Source organism: Flavonifractor plautii ATCC 29863, assembly GCF_000239295.1.
GTDB classification, from domain to species: Bacteria; Bacillota; Clostridia; order Oscillospirales; family Oscillospiraceae; genus Flavonifractor; species Flavonifractor plautii.
Window position 1 is genome coordinate 1 of sequence record NZ_JH417729.1, and the last position, 846, is coordinate 846.

The following is an 846-nucleotide window of genomic DNA, read 5'->3' on the forward strand; positions in this document are numbered from 1 at the left end:
ATCAACGGCGAGAAGCCCAGCGACCATGAGTAAGTACATAGCGGTCATCACCAGGGCGGACATCACCCGCGCCGCCCTGGTGGAGGCCGGGGGGCGGTCTATGGAGCAGGTCAAGGCCGCCTGCGGGTGCCAGTACATTCTCAATTCCTGGTTTTACGACACGATCACGGGCCGCCCGGTGGGCAATCTCAAGATCGACGGCACAGTCAAAGCGGCCGCCGGCTGGAACGGCTGGGGGCTGACCTGGGACAAGGGCGCCGACATCCGCCTGGACATCTTACCCGACAACGGCGGGGCTTCCTACCTCAGCGGCGTGGAGCTGCTGACGCCCACCAGGGGGCCGGGTAAGGCCCTCAGCTACTCCCCGGAGTACGGGGGCACACGGGGGCGCTCCGCTGTCCTGCTGGCCGGGGCGCGGGTGATCCTGTACTGCTCCGGCGACGGCACGGCGGACGCCAAGACACCGGAAGGGCTGCGGGACGAGCTGGTGAGCATCGGCTGCCGGCACGACCAGGCGGCCAACCTGCGGGCACTGGGTCTGGACAGCGGCGGCTCCAGCCAGTGCGATTTTGGGGACGGCCAGCGTATCTACAGCGCCCGCCGGGTGGCCGGGTATCTGTGCGTATGGACAAGACAGGGCGGCCAGGAGCCGCCGGACAAGGAGGACAAGCCTATGAGCAAGTACACCGTGACGCCCAGCATCGGCGTCAACATCCGCAGCGGCCCCGGCACCGGCTACGGCAAGGTGGGGGCGTACCCCATGGGCACGGTGGTGGACGTGCTGGAGGAGCGGGACGGCTGGGGCAGGACGAATAAGGGCTGGGTGTCCCTGGCCTATCTGGAGGC

Annotated in this window: 1 protein-coding gene; it reads left to right on the forward strand. The window is 68.2% G+C overall.

Annotation, left to right across the window (positions count from 1 at the left end; all coding sequences use genetic code 11):
- Positions 1–25: 25 nt before the first annotated feature.
- Positions 26–846, forward strand: an 821-nt coding sequence (locus HMPREF0372_RS07385) for an SH3 domain-containing protein (RefSeq protein ID WP_039996883.1), incomplete at its 3' end; no start/stop codon positions are given.